Annotated in this window: 18 protein-coding genes; 13 read left to right on the top strand and 5 right to left on the bottom strand. The window is 67.2% G+C overall.

The genetic code is table 11. The features are described from left to right. Positions 1 to 9 precede the first annotated feature (9 nt). The 5 genes from ACE3SG_RS16915 to ACE3SG_RS16895 all read left to right on the top strand — a co-directional run bounded on the left by ACE3SG_RS16915 (position 10) and on the right by ACE3SG_RS16895 (position 8,142). A complete protein-coding gene (locus tag ACE3SG_RS16915; protein WP_374566921.1) occupies positions 10 to 1,041 on the top strand; it encodes a M23 family metallopeptidase in 1,032 nt (343 codons plus the stop codon). Between the two features lie 256 nt (positions 1,042 to 1,297). Beyond that, positions 1,298 to 4,033 carry a preprotein translocase subunit SecA gene (secA, locus tag ACE3SG_RS16910; RefSeq protein WP_374566918.1) on the top strand — a complete coding sequence of 912 codons (2,736 nt, stop codon included), beginning with the start codon at positions 1,298 to 1,300 and terminating at the stop codon, positions 4,031 to 4,033. A gap of 61 nt (positions 4,034 to 4,094) precedes the next feature. Further along, the gene (locus ACE3SG_RS16905) at positions 4,095 to 4,658 is read left to right on the top strand and encodes a GNAT family N-acetyltransferase (RefSeq protein WP_374566916.1); all 564 of its coding nucleotides are present in this window, start codon (positions 4,095 to 4,097) and stop codon (positions 4,656 to 4,658) included. A 91-nt stretch (positions 4,659 to 4,749) separates the two neighbouring features. Further along, positions 4,750 to 6,015, top strand: coding sequence for an HlyD family efflux transporter periplasmic adaptor subunit (locus ACE3SG_RS16900; RefSeq protein ID WP_374566913.1), 1,266 nt, complete (start codon positions 4,750 to 4,752; stop codon positions 6,013 to 6,015). Between the two features lie 6 nt (positions 6,016 to 6,021). Further along, complete coding sequence (locus ACE3SG_RS16895) at positions 6,022 to 8,142, top strand: peptidase domain-containing ABC transporter (RefSeq protein ID WP_374566911.1); 2,121 nt, start codon at positions 6,022 to 6,024, stop codon at positions 8,140 to 8,142. 539 nt (positions 8,143 to 8,681) lie between these two features. Here the strand turns inward: ACE3SG_RS16895 and ACE3SG_RS16890 are convergent. Beyond that, the gene (locus ACE3SG_RS16890) at positions 8,682 to 10,907 is read right to left on the bottom strand and encodes a tetratricopeptide repeat protein (protein WP_374566909.1); all 2,226 of its coding nucleotides are present in this window, start codon (positions 10,905 to 10,907) and stop codon (positions 8,682 to 8,684) included. Positions 10,908 to 11,095: 188 nt separating this feature from the next. On the opposite strand from ACE3SG_RS16890, the gene ACE3SG_RS16885 reads away from it, so the two are divergent. The 8 genes from ACE3SG_RS16885 (at position 11,096) to ACE3SG_RS16850 (ending at position 18,395) form a co-directional block, all read left to right on the top strand. Beyond that, the gene (locus ACE3SG_RS16885; protein WP_374566907.1) at positions 11,096 to 12,679 is read left to right on the top strand and encodes a clostripain-related cysteine peptidase; all 1,584 of its coding nucleotides are present in this window, start codon (positions 11,096 to 11,098) and stop codon (positions 12,677 to 12,679) included. 198 nt (positions 12,680 to 12,877) lie between these two features. Next, complete coding sequence (locus ACE3SG_RS16880; protein ID WP_374566905.1) at positions 12,878 to 13,210, top strand: hypothetical protein; 333 nt, start codon at positions 12,878 to 12,880, stop codon at positions 13,208 to 13,210. Between the two features lie 55 nt (positions 13,211 to 13,265). Beyond that, entirely contained in the window at positions 13,266 to 13,457 is a 192-nt protein-coding gene (locus ACE3SG_RS16875) for a hypothetical protein (protein WP_374566904.1), read from the top strand. Positions 13,458 to 13,571: 114 nt separating this feature from the next. After that, on the top strand, positions 13,572 to 14,801 hold the full coding sequence (argJ, locus tag ACE3SG_RS16870) for a bifunctional glutamate N-acetyltransferase/amino-acid acetyltransferase ArgJ (RefSeq protein WP_374566903.1): 1,230 nt from the start codon (positions 13,572 to 13,574) through the stop codon (positions 14,799 to 14,801). Positions 14,802 to 14,888: 87 nt separating this feature from the next. Then, complete coding sequence (locus ACE3SG_RS16865; RefSeq protein ID WP_374566901.1) at positions 14,889 to 15,716, top strand: ABC transporter substrate-binding protein; 828 nt, start codon at positions 14,889 to 14,891, stop codon at positions 15,714 to 15,716. A gap of 49 nt (positions 15,717 to 15,765) precedes the next feature. Beyond that, entirely contained in the window at positions 15,766 to 16,464 is a 699-nt protein-coding gene (locus ACE3SG_RS16860; RefSeq protein ID WP_374566899.1) for an amino acid ABC transporter permease, read from the top strand. A 483-nt stretch (positions 16,465 to 16,947) separates the two neighbouring features. Further along, positions 16,948 to 17,655: an amino acid ABC transporter permease gene (locus ACE3SG_RS16855; RefSeq protein WP_374566897.1), complete on the top strand. Its 708-nt coding sequence runs from the start codon at positions 16,948 to 16,950 to the stop codon at positions 17,653 to 17,655. Further along, positions 17,652 to 18,395, top strand: a complete 744-nt coding sequence (locus tag ACE3SG_RS16850) for an amino acid ABC transporter ATP-binding protein (protein WP_374566895.1) — start codon at positions 17,652 to 17,654, stop codon at positions 18,393 to 18,395. The genes ACE3SG_RS16855 and ACE3SG_RS16850 overlap by 4 nt, the downstream gene beginning before the upstream one ends. Before the next feature lie 18 nt (positions 18,396 to 18,413). Here ACE3SG_RS16850 and ACE3SG_RS16845 read toward each other — a convergent pair whose 3' ends face one another. From ACE3SG_RS16845 to ACE3SG_RS16830, 4 genes are read right to left on the bottom strand one after another with little or no spacing between them, the layout of a single operon-like run. Further along, positions 18,414 to 18,911, bottom strand: coding sequence for a polymer-forming cytoskeletal protein (locus ACE3SG_RS16845; protein WP_374566893.1), 498 nt, complete (start codon positions 18,909 to 18,911; stop codon positions 18,414 to 18,416). A 1-nt stretch (position 18,912) separates the two neighbouring features. Next, positions 18,913 to 19,293: a hypothetical protein gene (locus tag ACE3SG_RS16840; RefSeq protein ID WP_374566890.1), complete on the bottom strand. Its 381-nt coding sequence runs from the start codon at positions 19,291 to 19,293 to the stop codon at positions 18,913 to 18,915. Continuing rightward, positions 19,268 to 19,813 (bottom strand): polymer-forming cytoskeletal protein, encoded by a 546-nt coding sequence (locus ACE3SG_RS16835; RefSeq protein ID WP_374566888.1) that lies wholly within the window; start codon positions 19,811 to 19,813, stop codon positions 19,268 to 19,270. The genes ACE3SG_RS16840 and ACE3SG_RS16835 overlap by 26 nt, the downstream gene beginning before the upstream one ends. Positions 19,814 to 19,871: 58 nt before the next feature. After that, positions 19,872 to 20,336 (bottom strand): polymer-forming cytoskeletal protein, encoded by a 465-nt coding sequence (locus ACE3SG_RS16830; RefSeq protein WP_374566886.1) that lies wholly within the window; start codon positions 20,334 to 20,336, stop codon positions 19,872 to 19,874. Between the last annotated feature and the right edge of the window lie 2 nt (positions 20,337 to 20,338).

Raw genomic sequence — 20,338 nt, 5'->3', positions numbered from 1 at the left:
AGTTTAACGATGCAGATTCTGATCACCCATGGGGGCTTGGCGCGCACGCGCGTGCTGAGCTTCAGCCGGTTGCAGATCGTCCTGGGCCTGTGCGGCCTGGTGGTGACGCTGCTCCTGCTTTCCGGTGCGATCTACCACTTCATCTTCCTGACGGCGGCCCGCGACGGCTGGCCCGTCGTCAGCCAGTTGGTCAAGCTGGTGGTGCGCGACGAAAACGCCCAGCGCGACAAGGTCCTGCGCGACAACCTCGACGCGATGGCACGCAAGGTCGGCGAGATGCAGGCCCGCATGGTCAACCTCGAGGCGATGGGTGAGCGGGTGAGCGGGCTGGCCGGCATGAAGCCCGACGAGCTGAAGGCGCTGCAGCGGCCGGCGTCGGCACCCGACCGCGCCGGCACGCGCGCACCGGGCGGCCAGGGCGGCCCGTATGTGCCGCTCGAGCACCCAAGCCTGGAACAGCTCGACCGGACACTCGGCGTGCTGGAGCAACTCGCCGACCAGCACAGCGACATGCTGACGCTGGCCGAATCGCGCCTGTTCGAATCGCGGCTGAAGTCGCTGATGGTGCCCAACAGCCGGCCGGTCGATGCGCCCGTCGGCTCGGGCTTCGGCTTCCGCACCGACCCGATCACCGGCCGCCCCGCGCTGCACACTGGGCTGGACTTCTCGGCCGACCCCGGCACGCCGATCCTGGCCGCCGCCGGTGGCGTGGTCATGTCGACCGACTTCCATCCGCAGTACGGCAACCTGCTCGAGATCGACCATGGCAACGGCCTGACCACGCGTTATGCGCACACCCAGCGCATCCTGGTCAAGGTCGGTGACCTGGTCAGGCGTGGCCAGCAGGTCGCGCTGGTCGGCAACACCGGCCGCTCGACCGGCCCGCACCTGCACTTCGAGGTGCTGGTCGACGGCTCGATGCAGGACCCGGCGAAGTTCCTCTCCGCCGCGCCGCTGCCCCCGGTGGCCGTGGCGCCGCAGGCCGTGCCGGCGGGGGTCTCGGCGGCCGCCGCGGCGGTGTCGCCGGCCCTGCGCCACTGAGGCGCGGCCCGCCATACCCCGGTGCTAAACTCCCGCGCTTTCGCGCCTGCGCTCGCGCGGCCATGGCATGGCTGGATGAAGCGCATGCGCGCCTAGAAGAAATCCTGTCGATCTCCCCATCCGACCTCTCATCCTAGGGGGCGAACCCGCGCTTGCAATGCCGGTGTCCGGCCCCAAGTCAGTCGGCGCCGTGCGGCGCGCTCTGGTGCGCGCAGCCTGACCCGACACCACCGCCAGACACTAATCGCAGCGCCGCATGTTGCCCAAGCTCCTGACCCAGATTTTCGGCAGTCGCAACGACCGCCTGCTCAAAGGCTATCGACGCACCGTCGACAAGATCAACGAGCTGGAACCCAGCTTCGCGAAGCTGGACGACAACGCGCTGAAGGCCAAGACCGGCGAGTTCCGCGAGCGGCTGGCCAAGGGCGAGACGCTGGACGACCTGCTGCCGGAGGCCTTCGCTGCGGTGCGCGAGGCTGGCAAGCGCGCGCTGAAGATGCGCCACTTCGACGTGCAGCTGATCGGCGGCATGGTGCTGCATGCGGGCAAGATCGCCGAAATGCGCACCGGCGAAGGCAAGACCCTGATGGCCACGCTGCCGGTCTACCTGAATGCACTGCCCGGCAAGGGCGTGCACGTGGTGACGGTCAACGACTACCTCGCCCGGCGCGACGCCGAGTGGATGGGCCGCCTGTACAACTTCCTGGGCATGACCGTTGGCGTCAACGTGCCCGGCATGGACCGCGCCGAGAAGCAAGCCGCCTACGGCGCCGATATCACCTACGGCACGAACAACGAATACGGCTTCGACTACCTGCGCGACAACATGGTCCACGAGATGGCCGACCGCGTGCAGCGCGGGCTGGCCTACGCCATCGTCGACGAGGTGGACTCGATCCTGATCGACGAGGCGCGCACGCCGCTGATCATCTCCGGCCAGGCCGAAGACCACACCGAGCTGTACGTGCGCATCAACGCCGTCGTGCCGAAGCTGACCAAGCAGATCGGCGAGCTGGACGTGCGCACCGGTGAAGGCGTCGAGGTGCCGGGCGACTTCACCGTCGACGAGAAGAGCCACCAGGTCTTCCTGACCGAGGAAGGTCACGAGAACGCCGAGCGCATCCTGTCCGAGGCCGGCCTGCTGGTCGAGGGCGCGAGCCTGTACGACCCGGCCAACATCACGCTGATGCACCACGTGTACGCGGCGCTGCGGGCCAACCACCTGTACCACCGCGACCAGCACTACGTCGTGCAGAACGGCGAGGTGGTGATCGTCGACGAATTCACCGGTCGCCTGATGACCGGCCGCCGCTGGTCCGACGGCCTGCACCAGGCGGTCGAGGCCAAGGAAGGCGTGCAGATCCAGAGCGAGAACCAGACGCTCGCCTCGATCACCTTCCAGAACTACTTCCGCATGTACGGCAAGCTCGCCGGCATGACCGGCACGGCCGACACCGAGGCCTACGAATTCCAGGAGATCTACGGCCTGGAAACCGTGGTGATCCCGCCGAACAAGCCGACCATCCGCAAGGACGAACTCGACCTGGTCTACAAGACCGCGCGCGAGAAGTACGACGCGGTGGTCGAAGACATCAAGGACTGCCGCGAGCGGGGCCAGCCGGTGCTGGTGGGCACGACCTCGATCGAGAACTCCGAGCTGATCTCGGGCCTGTTGAAGAAGGCCAAGGTGCCGCACGAGGTGCTCAACGCCAAGCAGCATGCGCGCGAGGCCGAGATCGTGGCCCAGGCCGGGCGCCCGGGCGTGATCACGATCGCCACCAACATGGCCGGCCGCGGCACCGACATCGTGCTGGGCGGCAACGTCGAGAAGCAGACCCAGTTCATCGAGGCCGACGAATCGATCCCGGCCGACGAGAAGACCCGCCGCATCCAGCAGCTCAAGGACGAGTGGCAGGGCCTGCACGACCAGGTCAAGGCCGCGGGCGGCCTGCGCATCGTGGCCACCGAGCGCCACGAGAGCCGCCGCATCGACAATCAGCTGCGGGGCCGTTCGGGCCGCCAGGGCGACCCGGGCGCCTCGCGCTTCTACCTGTCGCTCGAAGACCCGCTGATGCGCATCTTCGCCGGTGACCGCGTCAAGGCGATCATGGAGCGGCTGAAGATGCCCGAGGGCGAGGCCATCGAGGCGGGCATCGTGTCGCGCTCGATCGAGTCGGCCCAGCGCAAGGTCGAGGCGCGCAACTTCGACGTTCGCAAGCAGCTGCTCGAGTACGACGACGTCAGCAACGATCAGCGCAAGGTGATCTACCAGCAGCGCGGCGAAATCCTCGAAGCCACGTCGCTGGTTGAGCAGATCGCCAACCTGCGCAAGGCCACGATGACCGACGTGGTGCGCACCTTCGTGCCGGCCGAAAGCGTCGAAGAACAGTGGGACCTGCCCGGCCTGGAAAAGGTGCTGCGCGACGAATGGCAACTCGACGTCGCGCTGCAGCCGATGGTGGCCGCCAGCGACTCGATCACCGACGACGACATCCTCGCGAAGGTCATCGAATCGGCCAACGCAGCATTCCAGGCCAAGCTCGACATGGTCGGCGCCGACCAGTTCACGCCGTTCATGCGCATGGTGCTGCTGCAGGCGATGGACTCGCACTGGCGCGAGCACCTGGCCGCGCTGGACTACCTGCGCCAGGGCATTCACCTGCGCGGTTATGCGCAGAAGAACCCGAAGCAGGAGTACAAGCGCGAAGCCTTCGAGCTGTTCTCGCAGCTGCTCGACGTGGTGAAGATGGAAGTCACCCGCGTGCTGATGACCGTGCGCATCCAGACGCAAGAGCAGGTCAGCGCCGCGGCCGAGGCGATGGAGGACAAGGCCGAGCGCATCTCCAACGTGACCTACACCCACCCCAACGAAGACGGCAGCGTCAGCCAGGAGGCCGACCGCTCGTCCGAGGTGCCGCGCGTGGGCCGCAACGACCCCTGCCCCTGCGGCAGCGGCAAAAAATACAAGGCTTGCCACGGCCAGCTCGCCTGACCCGGCACCCGGCGGCCCCAGCCCGGCCGCCGGCGCGGCCGACACCCCCAGCGGCACCCGGATGAATCGCCACACGCTGATCCGCGCGCCGCGCCGGCTGGAGACCGCACGGCTGCTGCTCGAGGCCCCATCGCGGGCCCACGCTGCGGCGGTCTACGACAGCGTCAACACCAGTCTGCCAACGCTCGGCTTCATCGCCTGGGCACAGGCCCCCTGGACGCTGGAGCGGGCGATCCGCTTCTGCGAGGGCGGGCTGAAGATGGTCGACGACGGCGAATGCCTGATCTTCAACGCGTTCCTGCGTGACCGCCGCGCCTTCGTCGGTCGGGTCGACCTGCACAGCTTCGACTTCGAGACGCCCCGGGCCGAGATCGGCTACGTGGGCGATGCCCGCCATGGCGGCCAGGGCCTGATGCGCGAGGCCGTGCTGGCCGTCGTCGGGCTCGGCTTCGAGATGGGCCTGGCCCGCATCGAGGCGATCTCCGAGGTCGACAACCACCGGGCGCTGCACTTTGCCGAGCATGGCCTGGGGTTTCGCTGCGAAGGCCGCCTGCACCACCGCGAGCGCAATGCCCGCGGCGATCTGTGCGACCAGATGATGTTCGCCGCCTTCCCGCCGGCTTGATCCAGGCGTTCACGGCCGGCATGGCACGTGGCAAACTCGTCGCGACCTGATCACCTGTTGCGCGACGCCGGCCTACAGCACCCACCCGTCCATGAGCGACCTCTTTCGAGTCGAGGCAGTGGATCACCAGCGGCAACGCTTCCACGGCACGGTGGTGCTGGCGCGGCCCTGGTCGTTCGCGGCGTTGACCACGTTGCTCGCGGTGCTGGTGCTGGCGCTGCTGCTGTTCGCGTGGAATTTCGGCTTCACCCGCAAAGAGGTGGTCAGCGGCATGGTGGTGCCCGATCGCGGCCTGATCCGGGTCGTCGCGCCGCTGGCCGGGCGTTTGAGCGAGGTGCGCGTGGCGGCTGGCGATGCGGTCAAGGCGGGTGACGTGATGTTCGTGATCCGCCGCGACCGCGCCACCGCGACGGGTGTCGACCAGGCCAGCATCAGTAGCGCGTTGGCCAGCCGTTTGCGCCGGCTCGAGGCCGAGGTGGCCCAGCAGGGCCGATTGGCCGAGATGCGGGCGCAAGAGGCCGGCGCGCGGGCGCGCGGGCTGGAAGCCAGCATCGAGCAACTCACGCGCGAGCGCAGCCTGCAGTCGCAACGTGTGCAGGTGCTGCGTGACATTGCGCAGCGCCATGCCGAGTTGGCGCGCGAGGGCATGATGACCCAGCTGGCCGCCCAGACCAAGGCCGCCGAAGTGCTGGAAGAAGAAGCCAAACTGGCCAGCATCGACCGCAGCCGCGTCGACGCCCAGCGCGAGCTCGCCACCGTGCGCGCGCAGCAGGCGCAGATCCCGCTGCAGACTCAACGCGAGCAGTCTGAATCGCGGCGCGACATGGACGAGGTGCAGCAGCTGCTCGACGAGAGCGAGTTGCAGCGCGAGATCAGCGTGCGGGCGACGCAGGACGCGGTGGTGGCCGCCGTGCTGGTCGACCTTGGTCAACCGATGAAAGACGAAGATGCCCTGGCCAACCTGATGCCGCTGGGTGCCACGCTCGAGGCCGAGCTGTACCTGCCGTCGCGCGCGGTCGGCAACCTGCACGAAGGCCAGGCTGTGCAGCTGCGCTTCGAGGCCTACCCGTTCGAGAAGTACGGCTTGTTCCCGGGCCGGCTGCGCAGTGTGTCGCTCAGCCCGGTGCCGAGCAGCGAGCAGGCCTCGGGCTTGGCCCCGCCGCCCGATGCGGCCGGCGCGGCACGCGCGCTGTACCGTGCGCGCGTCTCGGTGGACATGGCCACGCTGCGCAGCCGCACCGGCAGTGCGCTGCCGTTGAAGCCCGGCATGCTGCTCAGCGCCAGCGTGGCGCTCGAACACCGCAGCCTGGTCGAGTGGGCGCTGGCGCCGCTGCTGGGCGTGAGCAAGACTCTGTAGCGCCGCATGTTCGAAACCTTCTTCGCAGGCTGGCGCCACCGGCTGCCGGTGTTCATCCAGACCGAGGCGACCGAGTGCGGCTTGTGCAGCCTGGCGATGGTGGCCAACTACCACGGCTACCGCACCGACCTGGCCAACCTGCGGCTGCGCTTTTCGATCTCGCGCAAAGGTGCCACGCTCGAAGCCCTGATGCGCATTGCCGAGGCGATGCGCTTGCAGACCCGCGCGCTGCGGCTGGAGATGCAACACCTGCCGCAGCTGCAACTGCCCTGCGTGCTGCACTGGGACATGAACCACTTCGTGGTGCTGAAGTCGGTCGACGCGCGCCACGCGGTGATCCACGACCCGGCAGTGGGTGAGCGGCGCCTGAGCCTGGCCGAGTTCGGCAAGCATTTCACCGGTGTGGCGCTGGAGGTGTCGCCCAGCCCCGAGTTCGTCGGCCAGGCGCCGACGCCCAAGTTGTCGCTGCGCGGCCTGATGGGCCGGGTGACCGGCCTGCGGCGCGGGCTGGCGCAGATCGCCCTGCTGGCGGTGCTGCTCGAGCTGATCGCAATGGCGCTGCCGTTCTACCTGCAGTGGGTGGTCGACCACGTGCTGGTCACGGCCGATGCCGACATGCTGATGGTGCTGGCGGCCGGCTTCGGCCTGCTGGTGATCGTGCACGCCGTGATCTCGGCCACACGCGGCTGGTTCGTCGTCGTGCTCAGCACGAGCCTGAATTTCCAGTGGCTGGGCAATGTGTTCGCCCACCTGGTGCGGCTGCCGTTGGACTTCTTCGAGAAGCGCCACATCGGCCACATCCTGGCCAGCTTTGGCTCGGTCGTGATGATCCAGCGCACGCTGACGACGCAGTTCGCGCAGACGGTGGTCGACGGCCTGATGACCCTCGGCACGCTGGCGATGATGCTGTTCTACAGCCCGAGCCTGACGCTGGTGTCGGTGCTGGCGATGCTGGCCTACGCGCTGCTGCGCTGGGGCGTGTTCCGCGCGCTGCGCGAGGCCAGCGCCGAGCAGATCATCCACGCCGCGCGCCAGCAGACCCACATGATCGAAACGGCCAGCGGCATCCAGAGCGTGCGGCTGTTCGGCAAGGGCGACGTGCGCCGCGCCGGCTGGCTCAACATGTTGGCCGACCAGTTCAACGCCGAGCTGCGCATCCAGCGCCTGACGCTGAGCCAGGACACGGCGCGCGGCCTGCTCAGCGGGCTCGAGCGCGTGATCGTCGTCTGGCTGGCGGCGCGGCTGGTGCTGTCGCACGAATTCACCGCCGGCATGCTGTTCGCCTTCATGGCCTACCAGCTGCAGTTCTCGACGCGCGTCTCGGCGCTGGTCGACAAGTTGGCCGAGCTGTCGATGCTGCGGCTGCACGGCGAGCGCGTGGCCGACATCGTGCTGCAAGAGACCGAGCGTGATGCGCAGAACCTGCCAGCCGAGGTGGACCTGACCAAGCTGCCGATGTCGGTCGAGCTGCGCAACGTGAGCTTTCGCTACTCACCCACCGAGCCCTTCGTGCTGCACGGCGTGGACCTGCGCATCGAACCGGGCGAATGCGTGGCCATCACCGGCCCTTCAGGTTGCGGCAAGACCACGCTGGTCAAGGTCATGCTGGGCCTGCTGCAACCGACCGAAGGCGAGATCATCATCGGTGGCATGCGGCTGGGGCAACTGGGCCTGGCCAACTACCGCCGGTTGATCGGCACGGTGATGCAGGAAGACCGGCTGTTCTCGGGCTCGATCGCCGACAACATCTGCTTCTTCGACCCCGACCCACAGTGGGAGCGCATCGTCGAGAGTGCGCGCCAGGCCGGTGTCGAACGCGAGATCGGCGAGATGCCGATGGGCTTTCACACGCTGACCGGCGAATCGGGCATCGGCCTTTCAGGGGGCCAGAAGCAGCGCATCCTGCTGGCGCGGGCGCTGTACCACCAGCCGCGCATGCTGGTGCTCGACGAAGCCACCAGCCACCTCGACCTGGGCAACGAACGCTCGGTCAATGCCACCGTGCAGTCGCTGGCGCTGACCCGCGTGATCGTGGCCCACCGCCCAGAGACCATCGCGATGGCCGAGCGGGTGGTGGTGCTGGAGGGCGGGCGGTTGAGGCCCGCCGATGGGGCGCCGAACCGGTAGCGGCTTCGGCGCCCACGGCGACGTTCAGCTGCCTTGTGAACCGTTGGCCTGATGCGGCGGCGGCATGGGAATGCTGAGTCCAGGGCAGCCCATGGGGCCCCCGGCAACCTGCTGCAATTCCTGCGCCGTCAGGGGGCGCATGGGGGTTGGCTGTTGTTGAGTGGGCATGTCGATTTCCCGTTGTTCGAGTTGGCTATCGCCGCACTCAGTGGCCTTGCGGCGAGGGCGGCGGCGGTGTTTGCGGCGTGCAGAGTCCGGGAAATCCTGCGGGGCCGCCCGCGATTTGCAGAACTTCCGCGGGCGTGAGTTCGCGAGGCGATGGAGCAGGTGAGGGGGGCGTGGTCTTGGTCATGCGCTTCGTTGACGTAGGTTGATGAACCGCGCGGCGAGTGCGACGCTGTTGCTTCACGCTTCAGGTCATGCCGCCGCCGACCGACACCAAAGCGTCGGTCATGCATCGTCGGTGTTAGGGCGGCTGGCGAACCATCCCCATTCGGGGGGATGCGAGGCGAGGGGGCTCGAAGCAGCGCCGAGCGCCGTCAGTGCGACGCGTCAGGCAGCAGATAGCGAGTGCTCGGGCCCTTGCCCGTTTGCACCAGCAAGCCGCGCTCGGCCAACAGGCCCAAGTGTTTGGATGCGGTGGCCAGACTGACGCCGCAGACTTCGGCGTAGGCGCTCTTGTTGATGGCGCCTGCGCTGATCAGGCGGTTCAGCGCGGCGCTGCGCTGTTCGGGCTGCAACAGCTCGCTCGCCTGCTGCTGCCAGCGCGCCGCCCACTGCTGTTCACGGGTCAGGTCTCGTTCGAAGGTCTGCCGCAACGCCGTCAGCTCCGAGTCGAAGTCTTCCGTCAGCCCGTGGCGCGAGGCGATGGCCAGTGCCGCCTCGCGCTCTTTCGTGGCGATGGCCAGATACGCGCGCGCGATGGCCAGGTGCGTGCGCACCTGCTGCGAAGGCGGTTGGGGTGCCGCCAGGCTGAGCCGAAGCCGTTCAACTTCGGCCATCTCGGTGAAGTGGGCCGCATGCTCCGAGGGAAGCAGGCGATCGGGGCCTTCGCCGGTCCCCAGCACCTCCCTCTTCAGCGCTCTGGCGGCATCGGCTTGAGCGTGGGCGTTGTCTTCTGCACTCAGCCGAGCAGCCGACGCGGCAAAGGAATCGCCCAGGGATTCGTCGCGCATGTCGCCGTGCTGTTTGAACCGCTCGTAGTAGGCCTCTGCAAGGTTGTATTGCGCGATCGCGAGTTGGGCCTTCAAGCCGGCCTGCTGGGCCAATTGCCGAGAACGCTCGTAGTGGTCTATTGCTTCGGTCAGTTGGCCCAAACCGAAATAGGTGACGCCCAGATTGCAGAGCACGCCGGCCAGCACTTCTGGCTCGATCGTCTGGGTGACGGCGGCCTCCACAACCCGCTTGCCATACTCCAGCGACAGTGCGTATTCCTTGGCGTCGCCATAGATCAGACTGAGGTTGTTGTACGTGCTCAGCACCGAGCGCTGATCGCCCATTCGCTGGAAAATGATCAGGGCCTTGTGCTTATGCTCGAGCGCTTTTCGCGGGTTGCCCACGCAGCGCCAGTATTCACCCCAGGTTTGCTCGGCTGCCCCGACCGTTTCATCCAGGAGTGGAGTTTGCCGAGCAATGAGTGGGATCTGCTCCAGCAAAGTTTTGGCTTTCGGGTTGTTCCGGCGCAGATTCAACCAGGCGAGGTGCACCAAGCAACGCGCGTATTCATTGCCAGCCCTGGCTGAGGCACTGCCGAGTGGGGTTTCCAGCGCCCTTCTGAGCGACGCTGCGCCCTCCTCATAGCACGCCATGGCGCGGTCTCGGTCGCGGCCTTCGAGAAAGCGGGCGATGGCGGCGTGGGCGATTCCGACATGGAGAGGGTCTCCAATCAGCTCGGCTCTTCGAAGCGCTTGGTCCAGCGCTTCCCCCTCGCGGTCGACGGCATGCCTGAGGTGCCAGAGTTGGGCCCAACACAACGAGAGCTCGACTTGCTGAATGGGTGTCAGTTGGTCCGCCGCCGTCAGCGTGGCCAGCATGGCATCCGTTTCCTGAGTGCCCGCGGCTTCGGTGCTGAAGCGCCTCAACGCGGTGAGGAGAGCCTCCATTTCCCCGACTTGCCAGAGATGCCACAGGCCGTCACTCACTGCTCCCGACAACAAGGCCGATTCAGCTTGGTGGGCATGCCAAGCGCACCAGTCACGATCCGTCGTCGTCTCTTGGCGCACCCACGCCTCTGTGGCCTGCCTGAGGCTCAGCAGTTGTTCCCCCGTGGGAGGTGCAGCGAATAGGTCACAAACTTGACGTTTGGCCTTGTCGAGGTACCTGTAGACGGTGCTCGGACCAACAGCCCAAAGTCCGCACAGGTTTTCGATGGCCGCTTCCTGGGCGCTTCTGCGGTAGCGAGCTGGAAACGATGGGATCGGCAGCAACCCGTGGTGAGTGGCCAACGCAAGCATCGGTCGCCAGCTTGTGCTGTGCAACCAGGCGTTGTCGTCGATAGCGTCCAGCCCGAGTCTTCTGTCGGGCCGCAGGCCGGTGATTCCCCAGGTTAAGAGCACTCCGCCAGCGCTCGCGATTCTTCTCGCCGCGGGTACGGCATCACCCATCGATCCGACGACGGCTGCGAACCAGGGTGACAACAGGACTTGGCGAAGTCGCGGGTGTCTCGGGCTGAGCTCCGCCATGGCCCCGCGGCGCAACGCATTGAGACCGGCGGTCAACAGCGCGTCGACAGTTCGGCGGGAAACCAGGGTGCGGGGCGTGGGCATGGAAGACGTCAACCTAGGGGTGTCGCTTTGCAGCGGTCTGCGATCGTCTGAGCATCGTCTAGCGTAGCAGCCGCGCGCCCGGTCAATCTTGCGTAGGGATGGAAGAGACGGGCGCGTAAGGTATCGCTACTTCGGCGCATGCCAGCGCTGCCCCCTGTCTGCTCAATCAACTCAACCGGAGGACGTCCGTGCAACTCCCCATTCTTTCAAGAACTCTAGAAAAAACCGAGAGCGTCGTGCTCGCCGTCTACGCGCCCTTTGGCAGCGATGAGGTATTGAGTTCATTCCCGGACGGTACGACCGCTGCGGTGCAGGCGCATCCCCTGGTATCTGCGCTCAAGGGCGTGGCGGCAGCTGGTACACATGTGCTGGCGCTGATTGATCGAGTCGAAGACAACACTTGGCTTCTTGAAATTCCGGCGGGCCAGCCTGAGGCGGCGAAGATTGACTCGCGCTGGAAACAGGACATGAGCTCTGAGCGAACGCTTGCTGGACTGATGGCCCTGGCTCAGCAGCGCTTCCCCAGATCGAGCCTCGTGCTGTCCATCGAAGGGCATGGCGCAGGTTATCTGCCGGATCTGGATCGCAGGCAACTCACCTGGCAACACGTGACAGAGGGTGGCAAGTTCGAGTGGCATTTCTCGGCCAGCGATTGCGCACCTGTGCATTCGGACGGTAGCCCGGTGCTGCCGATGGGCTCGCCCACACTACCCATGGGGAGCCCCACGCTGCCCGTCAACCGTGGCTACATGTCCACCCGCCAGCTCGGTGAGGCACTGCGGATGGCGCGCGACCTGGGTGCGGCGCGGCCGGCGGTGATCCATTTCAACAACTGCTTCAACATGTCGGTCGAGGTGTTGCACACCGTGGCGCCCTACGCCGACTACGCCACTGGCTACTGCAATTACAACTTCTTCACCTCGGGCCAGTCCTACCCGGCCGTCTTCCAGCGCCTGCAAGCCGCGGGCAGCGCCACGGCCGAGCAACTGGCCACCTGGTTCGCCGAAGAAAACCACAAGGCGTTGCTGGCCAAGCCGCGGCACCCCACGGTGGGTGGGGTGGTCGCCCTGTCGCGCATGGCCGGCATTGCCGATGGGGTGGACCGCCTGTCCGACGCGCTGCTGAAGGCCTTGCGAGGTGCCACCGCGGCAGACCGGCCTCAGGTGGTGGCGATGATCCGCCAGGCCATCCTCGACGCGCAGCAGTACGACTCGCAGCCCGGCTGGGACCTGGAAGCGCCTGATCAGCTGACCGACTTGTGCAGTCTGGCGGCGATGCTGCAGAAACAGGCGGTGGGTTTCCCGTCGGTCCAGAACGAAGCCGCCACGCTGGTCAAGCTGCTGAGCGGGATCAAGGCCTACGGCGACAACGACGTGCCCTGGCTGGACGAGACCGACAAGATCCGCTGGGATTTCCGGGCCGACACCTTGGCGATGAACATCTTCCTGCCCGATCCGCTGCGCGACGGGGTGTGGGATTGGCGCTCCAGCTACTACGTCGAGGTCAACCCCGACACGCCGGTCCAGCGCGGCGTGATCGACTTTCTGACCAGCACCAACTGGGTCGACTTTTTGAAGGAATACCACCTCGACGTGCCGTTCCGGTCATTCCACGTCGGCGCAATCCCGCCGCTGCCCGGCTTCAACCGCGAGGCCAAGCCGGTCGATGACCGCGGCGGCGACACCTGCGGCACGCCCCGCCGCCCCTGGCCCTTCGGCCCCATCGCCCGCCGCCTGCTGGCGCTGATCGCCCGCCACGGGGATCGAACCTAGGGGGATGCGTGGCCGGTGTGTCCGGATGAATCGTCTGCGATTCGTCTGACACACCAGGCCAATGGGCGCGAGGCGTGCGTCGAAACGGGAAGCGTGACGCGGTGCAATGCAATCCATGCCGGGAACGACAAAGACCGGCAACCCAAGCCCGGTGCCGGCCTCGGCACCCCGAACAGCACAGGACAGGAAGGATTCCTTATGAATACGCTTGAAGACATGCTGCTTGCCGAACAAGCCCGTTGCCGCCAGCTGGCGCGGGAGTACGCCGAGCTCGGCACCGCCTCTGCCTTTGCCCGCGCTCTGCTTGAAGACTGCCTGCGTGGCGCCGACGAGGCGGTGCAGAACCGCCAGTTGGTCGCGATGCAGCGTGCGCTGGAGCGGTTGTTGCGCTTTCAGACGCTGAACCACCTGGCGATCCAGATCTCGCACGGGGTGGCGCCGGGGCCGGCCCGCCGCGCGCCGGCCCCGGTGCAGCACCGGCCGATGCTGCCCATGCAAGAGCAGTTCTTTACCTGGACGAGGGCGGCATGAGCCGCCGGGCCGCTCCCAAGGCGAATTCCGCAGCGCGCAGCGCGGAGGTTGCCAAATGAGCGCCGCGCTCGCTGCCGAAATGGCGGTCTGGGTGCCGGACGACCTGTCCGGCCCCGGCGCAGCCCCGCCCGAGCAAGCCCTGGCCACGCTGGACCGGCAGGGCCTGCGCATGAGCGGCACGGTGCTTGCCGTGGCGTTGCTGTCGTCGCTGGCCGCGACCGTGCTGTCCGTTTTTGGAACCATTTGATCGACGCTGTCAGTGGAGGATTGACCGGGGCGGCCAGGCGATTGCCTGGTCGCCCCGAGTTCATTGGGGGCTCCCTACAATCCGCAGCCTCTCCTCTTGGATCGAGCCACTGCCATGCCCGTCAACCTGACCGCCCCCGACCCCGCGCAACTGGCCTCGGTGGCCGGTGTGAGCCTTGGCATCGCTGAAGCGGGCATCCGCAAGGCCAACCGCAAGGACCTGGTGGTCGTCATCCTGGCCGAAGGCTCGGCCGTTGCCGGGGTCTTCACGCAGAACCGTTTCTGCGCGGCGCCGGTGCAGGTCTGCCAGGAGCACCTGGCCGCAGGTGCGGGCATCCGCGCGATCCTCGTCAACACCGGCAATGCCAACGCCGGCACCGGGGCCGACGGCTTGGCGCGGGCGCGCCGCAGCTGCACCGCGCTGGCCGCGCAGCTGGGCGTCAAGCCCGAGCAGGTGCTGCCGTTTTCCACCGGCGTGATCATGGAGACACTGCCAATCGAGCGCATCGAGGCCGGCCTGCCGGCCGCGCTGGCCGACCGGTCGCCAGCCAACTGGGCCCGCGCCGCCCAGGGCATCATGACCACCGACACGTTGCCGAAGGCCGCCTCGCGCACGCTGACCATCGGTGGCCGCGAGGTGCACGTGACCGGCATCTCCAAAGGCGCCGGCATGATCAAGCCGAACATGGCGACGATGCTGGGCTTCGTCGCCACCGATGCGGCGATCGACCCGGCGCTGCTGCAGCCGCTGGTCAAGGCCGCGGCCGACGCCTCGTTCAACCGCATCACGATCGACGGCGACACCTCGACCAACGATTCTTTCGTGCTGATCGCCACCGGCCAGGCCGGCCATGCGCGCATCGACTCGCTGAACAGCGACGAGGGCCAGGCGCTGCAAGCCGCGGTGCTCGACGTGTCGCGCCAGCTGGCCCAGGCCATCGTGCGCGACGGCGAAGGCGCGACCAAGTTCATCAGCGTGCAGATCGATGGGGGCCGCGATGAGGCCGAGTGCAAGCAGGTGGCGTATGCGATCGCCCACTCGCCGCTGGTCAAGACGGCCTTCTTCGCCAGCGACCCGAACCTGGGGCGCATCCTGGCCGCGGTCGGTTACGCCGGCATCGGCGACCTGGACCAGAGCCTGATCGATCTGTACCTCGACGACGTGCACGTGGCCCGCCAGGGCGGCCGCCACCCGGACTACCGCGAAGAAGACGGCCAGCGGGTGATGAAGCAAGCCGAAATCACCGTGCGGGTCGACCTGCACCGCGGCGAGGCCAGCTCGACGGTGTGGACCTGCGACCTCTCGCACGACTACGTCAGCATCAACGCCGACTACCGCTCTTGATCGCTTGCGCGGCACCGCGCAACCACGCATCAGCATATTCGGCGCACTGCCGCTACAGTCGGCTCTCTTCACGCTAGGAGAGAGCCCATGACCCGTCGTTTTCGTCTGCTCGCGCTCGGCCTGCTGGCTGCATTCGCCCCCCTCGTTCACGCCGACCAGGTGGCCGACATCAAGGCCAAAGGTGAGTTGGTCTGCGGGGTGCTCGGCACCGATGACCCGTTCAGTTTCGTCGACCCGAAAAGCCGCGAGATCGTCGGCTACGACGTCGACCTGTGCAACGCGGTGGCCAAGAAGCTGGGCGTCAAGACCAGCCTGAAGCAACTCGCCGTGGCGGCCCGCGTGCCCGAGCTGCAGCAAGGCCGCGTCGACATCCTCGCCGCTTCGCTGACGCACAACAAGGAGCGCGAGGCGCTGATCGACTTCTCGCTGTCGACCTTCATCACCGGCCAGAAGGTCATGACGAAGAAGGCCAGCGGCATCCAGCAGCCGGCGCAGCTGACCGGACAGAAGGTGCTGACGGTCAAGGGCTCGACGATGGAGCAGAACATCAAGAAGCTGGTGCCTGGCGCCGAGATCGTCTCGTTCGACAACAGCCCGCAGGCCTTCCTCGCGCTGCAGCAGGGCAAGGGCGTGGCCTATGTCAATGACGAAACCTCGTTGATCGATGATTTCAGCAAGCTCGGCCCGGCGCAGAAGGACTACGTGATCCTGCCGACCAGCATCAGCACCGAGCACCTGGCCTTGGGCCTGAAGAAGGGCGAGGCAGGGATGAAGGCGCTGGTCGACGGCGTGCTGCGCGACATGGAAAAGTCCGGCGACGCCGAGAAGCTGTTCATGAAGTGGCTCGGCCCGGAAACGAAGATGAAGTTCCCGGCGCGGCCGTTCAAGTTCGAGACCGACAAGATCGACGGCTGAGTGTTCCTTCAGTCCGCATCTCGGTTTGCGCCGAGGTGCGGATGATCGGATGTCGGACTTTGATCTGCACCTGCTGACCGCAGGCCCCTACCACGAGCAACTCGTCGCCGGTTTCTGGTTTTCGATCAAGCTCGCCGCCGGCACGCTGGTGCTGGCGATGCCGCTCGCATTGCTGGTGGCGCTGCTGCGTATGACGCCGTCGCGCCTGCTCAACAGTATTGGCTTCACGTTCGTCGAAGCGATTCGCAACGTGCCGCTGCTGGCGCACATCCTGTTCTGGTATTTCGGCGCGCCGGAGCTGTTGCCCGAGGGGCTCAAGCTGTGGCTGTACCGCGGCAACATCGAGGTGGCTGCCGCGGTGATCGCGCTGACGCTGTACACCGCGGCCTACATGTCAGAGGACATTCGCAGCGGAGTGCGCAGCGTGCCGAAAGAGCAGTTGGAGGCGGCGAGGGCGCTGGGCTTCAATTTCCTCACCAGCATGCGCCTGGTCGTGTTGCCGCAGGCGCTGCGCATCACCGTGCCGCCACTGATCTCGCAAGGCCTGAGCCTGTGGAAGAACACCAGCATGGCGATGGTGGTCGGCGTGGCCGAAATGCTTTACCAGGCTCAGCAGGTCGAGAGCGCCACCTTCCGAAGCTTTGAGGCGTTTGCCTTCGCGACCGCCGGCTACCTTGGCGTGTCGTTGGTGATCACCGGGATTGCGGTGCTGTACGAGCATCGGGTGCGCGGTGCGGCGGGGCATTGAGATGAGCGCTCGGCATGTCGGGGCGGTTTGCGGTCGCATGGCGTGCGGCGGTCGCGGCGGCAGGGTGGGGGCGGTGCTCCCGGCCGCCGTCCGCTCGCGGACGACCGTTGGCGGACGGCCTGCCGCATCTCCATCAACAATGTGGTGCACGGCTGAGGTTGGGGCGACCGCGAATGAGGTCCGGCGCCCGGGGGCACCACCCCCACCCTGCGGGTACCGCCGGTGGCAGGGCACGCCGTGGCATGCCATCGTGGGTGGTGGGGGCGGTGGCTTGGGGTGCGTTCGCAGGCCTTCATTCGCGGTCGCCCCCACCGTCGCACGGCAACACGGCGTCGACCGAGAGACCTCGGCGCGCGCACCCCGGCTCCCCGCGAGCCAGGCCGGAGAACGTGCCCCAAGCCGCCGGCCTCGCGCGACCTCGGCCCGCTCAGTTCTCAGGCGTTTCACACATCGCGGATCACGCAGAAAGTCGTGGGGCCGCTGATGCTCGAGCTGATCCAGGACTATTGGGTCTACTTCCTGATCGGGCAGTATCCGAACGGCCCATTGGGTGGCCTGGCGTTGACGCTGCTGCTGGCCTCGCTCGGGTTGGTGCTGGCGTTTCCGATCGGCCTGCTGATGGCGTTGGCCCGCGTCAGCCCGTGGCGTGCGCTACGCTGGCCGGCGATGGCGGTGATCTACATCGTGCGCGGCACGCCGCTGCTGATGGTCGTGTTCTGGGCCTACTTCCTGATCCCCAGCCTCACGGGGGTGAAGACCAGCCAGTTTGCGACCATGCTCGCGGCGCTGGTCGTGTTCGATGGTGCGTACCTCGCCGAGATCATGCGCGCCGGCATCCAAGGCTTGCCGAAAGGGCAGATGGAGAGTGCGCGCTCCTGTGGCTTGAGCTGGCTGCAGGCGATGCGCTTCGTGGTCTTGCCGCAGGCGCTGCGCCACATGCTGCCGTCGCTGATCAACCAGTTCGTCTCGACGATCAAGGAGACCTCGCTCGGCTATGTGGTCAGCCTGTCCGAGGTGTCGTTCATCGCGTCGCAGATCAGCGCGCAGGTGCTCACCCGGCCGGCCGAGATCTACGGCCTGCTGGCCCTGACTTATTTCATTCTGTGCTTCGGGCTGTCGCGCTGGGCCTTCTGGCTCGAGCGCCGACTCGCCCGGCGCGACCCGACCGTTCCCGCCGTGACACCACCATGATCAAGCTCGAAGCCGTCAACAAATGGTTCGGCGACTACCACGCGCTGGTCGACATCAACGAATCGGTCGCCAAGGGCGAGGTGGTCGTGGTCTGCGGGCCGTCGGGCTCCGGCAAGTCGACGCTGATCCGCACGCTGAACCGGCTGGAGGCTATCCAGTCGGGCCGCATCGCGATCGATGGGCAGGACATCCATGCCCCTGGGCTGGACATCAACGAGTTCCGTTCGCACATCGGCTTCGTCTTCCAGCAGTTCAACCTGTTTCCGCACCTCAGCGCTTTGGGCAACTGCACGTTGGCGCCGGTCCAGATCCGCAAGCTGAAGCCGGCTGAGGCCCGCGAGCGTGCAATGGCGCTGCTGGACCGCGTGGGCCTGGCGCACAAGGCGAACGCGATGCCGTCTGAGCTGTCGGGTGGTCAGCAGCAGCGCGTGGCGATTGCGCGTGCGCTGGCGATGCAGCCGCCGCTGATGCTGTTCGACGAGCCGACCAGCGCGCTCGACCCCGAGATGGTCGGCGAAGTGTTGCTGGTGATGCGCGACCTGGCGCGCGACGGCATGACGATGGTCTGCGTGACCCACGAGATGGGTTTCGCGCGCGAGGTGGCCGACCACGTGCTGTTCATGGACGCCGGCAAGGTGCTCGAACGGGCGACGCCCGACGACTTCTTCAACCGGCCGCAGCACCCGCGGGCACAGCAGTTTCTCGCCGACATCCGCTCGCCGTTCGACGCGCAGCGCTGACCGGCGAGGCCCGCGGCGTCAGTTCGGCCCGTCGTCGGTGAGGCCAAAGGCGCCGGACCCGGCGCTTTCGGTCTTCGATCGGCCAGCGCCGGCGATCGCGCGGGGCGCCTCGGCCAGGTCCATCTCGCCGCGGAATTCGATCTTGCCGCGCAGGCGGGCACGCGGGTGGATGTCCAGCAGCGCGTCGTACACCGCGTCGCCCAGCAGCGTGGCCGAGCCGGTGATCTCGAGCGTCTTGCGGGCGATGACCGTGCCGCGAACCTTGCCTTCGATCAGCACATGGTCGGCTTCGATCGTGCTGCCTTCGACGACACCGGTGGCACCGATGTGCACCGTGCCGCCGGATTCGAGCCGGATGTCGCCTTTGAGCCAGCCGTCGACCTTCAGGCCGAGGTCGACCTTGGCGCTGAAAGTGCCTTCGAAGCGGGCACCTTCGGCGATCAGGCTGGAGATGCCGTTCAGCTGCTCGGCGGGCACCAGGCGGGCCGGTGCGCGATGGGTGTCTTGGCCGTTCACTTCAGAGGTCTCCCGAGGTGGTGCTGGCGCCGGGCGCAGCGGAGGACGGCGATTGTGCCTGAGGGCTTGCGGCGGGCGCGAGCCTGTTCGCAATCGCTTGCAGATACGGTGGCAGCATCGCTTGCCATGGCGGTGGCAAAGGGTGGTCCCGCAGCCACAGCACCCAGGCCAGCTCGGCCAGCAGCACCAGCGGCAGCGTGATCAACAGCAGCTTGTAGAAGACCCAGGTTACCCAGCGGCGGCGCACGCGTTGCCGCGCCACCTGCGCGTTGCGCGCTGCCGAGCGCTGCAGCGCGGCACGCCGCAACTCGTCGCTCGTGGCCACCGGCGTGTCGGCGCTGGTGGCACCGCGCGGCTCAGGAATGACCGGACTTGGCGACATCACCCTCGGGGCGCACGCGCTCCAGCTGGGCGTTGAGGTCGGCGCCGTTGACTTGAAGATGGGTGTAGCGGATGCGGCCCGACACGCTGGCGGTGTCGTGCAGCGAGACGCGGCCGCCGCCGGCGTCGAGCGTGCCGACCGTCTGGCCCAGCACCGAGATGTTGCGGGCGCGGATGTCGCCCACCACGGTGCCGGTCTGGGTGATCGTCACGTGGCCGCTGCCGCTGCCTTGCAGCTCGATGTCGCCTTGCACCTCGCCCGACACGGTGAGCGAGCCGTCGATGCGGGCCGAGCCGATGAACGACAGGCCCTGGCCCAGTGTCGACACGTTGGCGCTGCCCCGGCCCTCGGCGGCAATCGCCTGCACGGTCGGCAACAGGGTCGGCAAGTGCCGCGTTTCTGGCATGGCCTGGCCCATCGCGACCTGCGGCACGCTGGGCACGGAGGGGGTGGCAGGGGGCGGTGCGGCCGGGCTGCTGCCTTCGCCGTCGACCGGTGCGAGAGAGTCGTCGTTGTCCATGGGCAGGCGTCGCGTTGAGGGTGGTGCGAAAGGGGCCAAGGGGCCCGCGGCCGCAGGCTCAGCCGCCGTGCAGTACCGGCAGCGACTGCGCGTTGCGCAAGGTCCTGAACGGCCCCTGGAGGACCGCCCCATCATACATGCGCAGTTTTGCCGCGATCAGCGTGCCGGTGCTGACGCCGCTGCTGGCCACATAGGCGGTGCCTTGCACTTCGATCTCGGTCTGGTCGTCGACCTCGTCGTCGGTTTCGGTGGCCTCGCCCAGCTGGCCCAGCAGGTAAAGATCGCCCAGCACGCGAAAGCGGCCGATCAGCCGCGCGTCGTGCCACACCACCAGCTTGCCGGCGATCTCGCCCACGCCTTGCAAGGTGCCCTGCAGCAGCAGGCCGCCCTTGAACAGGAAATCGCCGGCCAGCACCGTGTCCGCGGCAATGCGGTTCACGATGTTCATCTTCACCGGGTCGATGACCAGCGTGTCCTGTGTCTTGTCCAGCAATCGGTGGCCCTCGGGTGGGGTGACGAACATAG

It is taken from the genome of Ideonella sp. (assembly GCF_041914305.1).
Classification (GTDB): domain Bacteria; phylum Pseudomonadota; class Gammaproteobacteria; order Burkholderiales; family Burkholderiaceae_C; genus Ideonella.
The sequence above is the reverse complement of the archived record's forward strand: the minus strand, read 5'-3'. Positions and strand labels throughout refer to the sequence as shown.

What these genes read in the sequence shown, in the direction of transcription:
- ACE3SG_RS16905 (WP_374566916.1), top strand. Translation starts at nt 4,095, where the DNA reads ATGAATCGCCACACGCTGATCCGCGCGCCGCGCCGGCTGGAGACCGCA.
- ACE3SG_RS16895 (WP_374566911.1), top strand. Translation starts at nt 6,022, where the DNA reads ATGTTCGAAACCTTCTTCGCAGGCTGGCGCCACCGGCTGCCGGTGTTC.
- ACE3SG_RS16865 (WP_374566901.1), top strand. Translation starts at nt 14,889, where the DNA reads ATGACCCGTCGTTTTCGTCTGCTCGCGCTCGGCCTGCTGGCTGCATTC.
- secA (WP_374566918.1), top strand. Translation starts at nt 1,298, where the DNA reads ATGTTGCCCAAGCTCCTGACCCAGATTTTCGGCAGTCGCAACGACCGC.
- ACE3SG_RS16900 (WP_374566913.1), top strand. Translation starts at nt 4,750, where the DNA reads ATGAGCGACCTCTTTCGAGTCGAGGCAGTGGATCACCAGCGGCAACGC.
- ACE3SG_RS16875 (WP_374566904.1), top strand. Translation starts at nt 13,266, where the DNA reads ATGAGCGCCGCGCTCGCTGCCGAAATGGCGGTCTGGGTGCCGGACGAC.
- argJ (WP_374566903.1), top strand. Translation starts at nt 13,572, where the DNA reads ATGCCCGTCAACCTGACCGCCCCCGACCCCGCGCAACTGGCCTCGGTG.
- ACE3SG_RS16915 (WP_374566921.1), top strand. Translation starts at nt 10, where the DNA reads ATGCAGATTCTGATCACCCATGGGGGCTTGGCGCGCACGCGCGTGCTG.
- ACE3SG_RS16890 (WP_374566909.1), bottom strand. Translation starts at nt 10,907, where the DNA reads ATGCCCACGCCCCGCACCCTGGTTTCCCGCCGAACTGTCGACGCGCTG.
- ACE3SG_RS16860 (WP_374566899.1), top strand. Translation starts at nt 15,766, where the DNA reads ATGTCGGACTTTGATCTGCACCTGCTGACCGCAGGCCCCTACCACGAG.
- ACE3SG_RS16855 (WP_374566897.1), top strand. Translation starts at nt 16,948, where the DNA reads ATGCTCGAGCTGATCCAGGACTATTGGGTCTACTTCCTGATCGGGCAG.
- ACE3SG_RS16840 (WP_374566890.1), bottom strand. Translation starts at nt 19,293, where the DNA reads ATGTCGCCAAGTCCGGTCATTCCTGAGCCGCGCGGTGCCACCAGCGCC.
- ACE3SG_RS16850 (WP_374566895.1), top strand. Translation starts at nt 17,652, where the DNA reads ATGATCAAGCTCGAAGCCGTCAACAAATGGTTCGGCGACTACCACGCG.
- ACE3SG_RS16835 (WP_374566888.1), bottom strand. Translation starts at nt 19,813, where the DNA reads ATGGACAACGACGACTCTCTCGCACCGGTCGACGGCGAAGGCAGCAGC.
- ACE3SG_RS16830 (WP_374566886.1), bottom strand. Translation starts at nt 20,336, where the DNA reads ATGTTCGTCACCCCACCCGAGGGCCACCGATTGCTGGACAAGACACAG.
- ACE3SG_RS16880 (WP_374566905.1), top strand. Translation starts at nt 12,878, where the DNA reads ATGAATACGCTTGAAGACATGCTGCTTGCCGAACAAGCCCGTTGCCGC.